The organism is Acinetobacter indicus CIP 110367, assembly GCF_000488255.1.
Taxonomy (GTDB): domain Bacteria; phylum Pseudomonadota; class Gammaproteobacteria; order Pseudomonadales; family Moraxellaceae; genus Acinetobacter; species Acinetobacter indicus.
On sequence record NZ_KI530749.1, the window covers coordinates 1 to 3,837 of the forward strand.

Annotated in this window: 6 protein-coding genes; 2 read left to right on the top strand and 4 right to left on the bottom strand. The window is 34.4% G+C overall.

Annotated elements, in window-relative coordinates; translation table 11 throughout:
- Positions 1-121 precede the first annotated feature (121 nt).
- Together P253_RS04680 and P253_RS04685 are read right to left on the bottom strand one after the other, a co-directional pair.
- On the bottom strand, positions 122-436 hold the full coding sequence (locus P253_RS04680) for a BrnA antitoxin family protein (RefSeq protein WP_004282216.1): 315 nt from the start codon (positions 434-436) through the stop codon (positions 122-124).
- A complete protein-coding gene (locus tag P253_RS04685) occupies positions 423-710 on the bottom strand; it encodes a BrnT family toxin (protein WP_016659740.1) in 288 nt (95 codons plus the stop codon). The genes P253_RS04680 and P253_RS04685 overlap by 14 nt, the downstream gene beginning before the upstream one ends.
- Positions 711-1,116: 406 nt before the next feature.
- Here P253_RS04685 and P253_RS04690 point away from each other — a divergent pair, with 406 nt between their 5' ends.
- Both P253_RS04690 and P253_RS04695 read left to right on the top strand, forming a co-directional pair.
- Positions 1,117-1,686: a hypothetical protein gene (locus tag P253_RS04690; protein ID WP_016659739.1), complete on the top strand. Its 570-nt coding sequence runs from the start codon at positions 1,117-1,119 to the stop codon at positions 1,684-1,686.
- 26 nt (positions 1,687-1,712) lie between these two features.
- Positions 1,713-1,949, top strand: a complete 237-nt coding sequence (locus tag P253_RS04695) for an HTH-like domain-containing protein (RefSeq protein ID WP_016659738.1) — start codon at positions 1,713-1,715, stop codon at positions 1,947-1,949.
- A gap of 199 nt (positions 1,950-2,148) precedes the next feature.
- On the opposite strand, the gene P253_RS04700 is transcribed toward P253_RS04695, so the two are convergent.
- A complete protein-coding gene (locus P253_RS04700; protein ID WP_000855181.1) occupies positions 2,149-2,664 on the bottom strand; it encodes a plasmid replication DNA-binding protein in 516 nt (171 codons plus the stop codon).
- A gap of 78 nt (positions 2,665-2,742) precedes the next feature.
- Positions 2,743-3,672, bottom strand: coding sequence for a replication initiation protein RepM (gene repM, locus P253_RS04705; protein ID WP_016659737.1), 930 nt, complete (start codon positions 3,670-3,672; stop codon positions 2,743-2,745).
- Between the last annotated feature and the right edge of the window lie 165 nt (positions 3,673-3,837).

Below are 3,837 nucleotides of genomic sequence, written 5' to 3' on the forward strand. Positions count from 1 at the left end.
GAACGAAATCTAAATCCTGTGCTTGACTTGGAATTGTCCATATAGGACATTTCTATTTGGTTATTAGGTAGGACATTTCTACTTAGGAATAACATAAAAATGGGAGCCTAAGCTCCCATTTTTATTGATGATTTTTTAATTCTTTTAGCATGGCATCCCGTAAGATTTCATTCATGCGTGTCTGATAACCTTTCCCTTGTGCTTTGAACCAAGCAAGCACATCAGCATCTAAACGAATGGAAGTCTGTTGCTTCACTGGACGATAGAACTGATTATGGCGTACAGCATTGCTCCAATCGGTAATTTCAGGAATATCTGATAGATCTAGCTGATCGTCAGGAACTGTTCCCTTAGCAAGCAAGCGTTCAATTTCAGCATCTTGCTTGTCGCTGAATTTTTCATTCAGTTCTTTGCGTGAGTATCTAACCATGCTCATATTTATCTCGCTCCGCTTTAGTTACCTGTCTTGCACTAATGATTCGTATGATTTCACAGTCATCTTCATCAAAGATGGTATGAGCTACTAAGAGCATTAGTACGCCTTTCACTTTTCCAATGGTCTGCCAACGTTCTTCGCCATCGGTATGTCTGTCCTGGATTGATATCCTTAGAGGATCTTCAAAAACAAGGCTTGCAGTTTCGAAAGAGACATCATGTTTTTTCTGATTCTTTCGATTTTTTACCTCATCCCATTCGAAATACTGTTCCATAAAAAACATTCAAATTTGTATATATAATAATGTATCACAAAATTGTATCACTCAAGTTGAGAAGCGTAATTTTTAGTCGAAATTATTGGCAGGAAGTACCAAAATCGATCATAAAAAAGCCGACTTGTTTCAAAATCGGCTTTTTGGGCATTTTTGGATTTTTCTGCTTTCATTAAGTAGTTGATATTTATATTAATATACAAGTGTATTGCGTATAACCACCATTATGTTAAATAGAATGTATATTCAGATAATGAAAAATATTCTCTATGTATATTTCGGAATTTTTGTAAATTTTAAAAATATTCTCTGCGTATGTATTGATATTCGTTTTGTATATATGTATATTTGGCTTATTGAGACTCGATATACAAATTTTAAAACCAATATTTATAGGATATACGTCATGAATAACCAAAAAATTGAACATCAATCTGTAATTGTCTTTACATCTGAGTCGAAAGATTCTTTAGTGAAGAATGGTGGAAGTAGAGCTTGGCGAGCTGTACTAAGTAAATTAGAACAAGCAGAATATTTAATATGTACTCAGAATACGAATAAGCTACATGAGCACGATCCTGAAATTGATCATGGACAAGCTTTTTATATTGGTAAGGTTCGGAATATTGAAATTGTTGAAGATGATCGAAAATTTATACAAGTTTCTGAATATGCATTTTTACCGAATGATGTTGTATTTAAAGAAGCATGGAAGCGGTTGACGCAAGGCGAATCAAATCAAGCCCAACAATATCCCGTAGCATATAAGGATACTAATGAGTTATTTGAAATGTTGCATTTGAACTTAGATGAATTGGACTGGATTACCGTAGATCAAACACAACGTATTAATTTAAATGAGCCAAAGACAATTACATCTGTAAACTTGCCTGAATTAATAGAGGAAGCCAGGCAGAAAATTTCAGAGGCTGCCAATGTAAGCCCAGATAAAGTAACAATCCAAATTTCATTTTAAAGTAAATAAATCTAGAAGGAATCAAGATGAATAATCAAATTTTTGACGCTATCCGTGAAGCTTTAGCAAATGCAGATGAAAGTTCTTGGACACAGGAATTACATATCCAAGTTATTAAATATGCAGATAGTTTGGCTGATGTCACAGGAAAAGAATTTTGTGAGGCCGTCCAAATTAAGGATAGCTATTTTGCTGAATTTAATAAGATGAAAAAGATAGCAACAAGATTAATCGCAGCAGGATTAGATGTTAGTCGTCTCTAGCCTTTATTTAAATTATCTAAAATTAACATAATACACGTTATACGAAATGTGTTATAATTATCTTTAGAAATCAATGCTGTAGTTTCTAGTTAATAGCTCATCTTCCCCAAGGTGGGCTTTTTTTATGATTTTTCACGTTCCACGCTTAATAAGTGAGCAATGTTCCACGACTTTATTCATATTAGTTAAATAATCGTGGCTAATCATAGGGTCTAAAAAAACGGCTCCAAAAGCCCCTTTTCTCCGGTTCCTGTTCGACATGCTCCGGCACGGGGATCCGCTTATTCTGCGTTTGGATCTCAGTTTTAACCTCAGTTGCTTGTTCAGGTACTGGGACTTCAATCGTCTCTTGAGGTGGTACAACTGGTGTTGGATCTTCCATTTTTGGTGCTTTAGGAGCTTCTAGTAGGCGTTGCATCGTTTCGATCTGATTTTGGTAGAAAGACTCACGATCTTTAGCATCATCAAGCTGATTTTTCAGCATGTCTATTTGTTGTCTAAGCAGTAAAACTTCTGCCGAATTTGGACTGTCTACTTTTACAAATTCTTTTACATCCTGTTTTTTGACTGGTTCTCCAAAAACACGGATAGCTTCTGCTAGATCAATCTTATTCTCAGAATTTTTACTTAAAATTCCTTTCTTTATGTTGTTGTAAATCGTTTGTCTATTAATGTTGTAAAGCTTGGAAAGTTCAAGAACTGTAAGGGTTTTCATTCAGTAAACCTATGCCTAAACTTGTAAAAAGTTACTGTCTATTAGACTGTCTAATAGACAAATGATCAAGTTTAAATTTTAGGCAGGAGCAAAGCCAACTTTTTGAAGATAAGGGAATAATTCTTCGAATTTTTGGGCATCTTTAAGCATTTCTGCAATGCGCACAGCAAATTGTTCAAAGCTTTCTGTACCTTGAGAATATGTATTCATTTCAGGAAGTCTAGAAAGCTTATTAGCAAATAGGTGACGCTGTGGATCGGTTATTTTCGAGAAATAATCTGAGGGTTTTTCACTTGTGATCACTTTTTTAGAAGTATCTTTTTTCTGTCTAAAAGTGAACGAAAATCCTGAAATAGTACGTCCTTTCTTATGTTGTTCATACTTAGCAATGATATCTGTTAGTTCATTTATTTGATTCAATGCAAAGTCTAAAACATAGGTTTTAAAGTTACTCATAGTTTTGTATTGATGAGGTTCAACGCCTAATTGTTGTCTAAAGATAGACAGATCAAAAACGGGAGTTTTTCCTGCTGACCTCCATTGGATCAGTAATTCATAGAGTCGAATAGCATAAGAACTAGTTAGGCGTGAGACCTGTTCTAACTCATATTTAGTAAAATTCTCTTCTAGTCTGGTTATAAGAGGAACGATATCTTGAGTGAATCTTAAAAAAACAATTCCCGACTGAGCCTCATAACCAATTTTATCAACCCAACGGCAATGGAAACTACGATCCTTACCTGTTTTAGGATTAACATCATGGTATGTGACGTATCTATCGAAGAGGCTTTTTGATGCATCTCTAAGGACTGTATAGGCAGTATGTTTTTCAACATTGAACGTATTTATATAGCTACTGGCATGTACCTCTAATAAGCTATTTTCTGTTATCCCATGACCTGTTTGTCTTGCCTCTGCTATAGCTAGAAGAATTAAACGCTGCTCAACAGTATCTAACGTATAGCTAGCTTGAATTAAGGCATTATCCTTAACAATTAATTCACTCATTTCTAATAATAAATTTATAATTAAACTAGGTTGTACAATAGACTATTTAAATAAACGTGTCTATTAAAATTATTAAGGTCGATAAACCTAGCTTTAAGGTCGATAAACCTAGCTTTAAAGGTCGATAAACCTAGTTTAATAGGTCGATAAACCTAGTTTAATAGG

Coding starts and splice junctions, on each gene's coding strand:
- P253_RS04680 (WP_004282216.1), bottom strand. CDS start 436: ATGAGCATGGTTAGATACTCACGCAAAGAACTGAATGAAAAATTCAGC.
- P253_RS04685 (WP_016659740.1), bottom strand. CDS start 710: ATGGAACAGTATTTCGAATGGGATGAGGTAAAAAATCGAAAGAATCAG.
- P253_RS04690 (WP_016659739.1), top strand. CDS start 1,117: ATGAATAACCAAAAAATTGAACATCAATCTGTAATTGTCTTTACATCT.
- P253_RS04695 (WP_016659738.1), top strand. CDS start 1,713: ATGAATAATCAAATTTTTGACGCTATCCGTGAAGCTTTAGCAAATGCA.
- P253_RS04700 (WP_000855181.1), bottom strand. CDS start 2,664: ATGAAAACCCTTACAGTTCTTGAACTTTCCAAGCTTTACAACATTAAT.
- repM (WP_016659737.1), bottom strand. CDS start 3,672: ATGAGTGAATTAATTGTTAAGGATAATGCCTTAATTCAAGCTAGCTAT.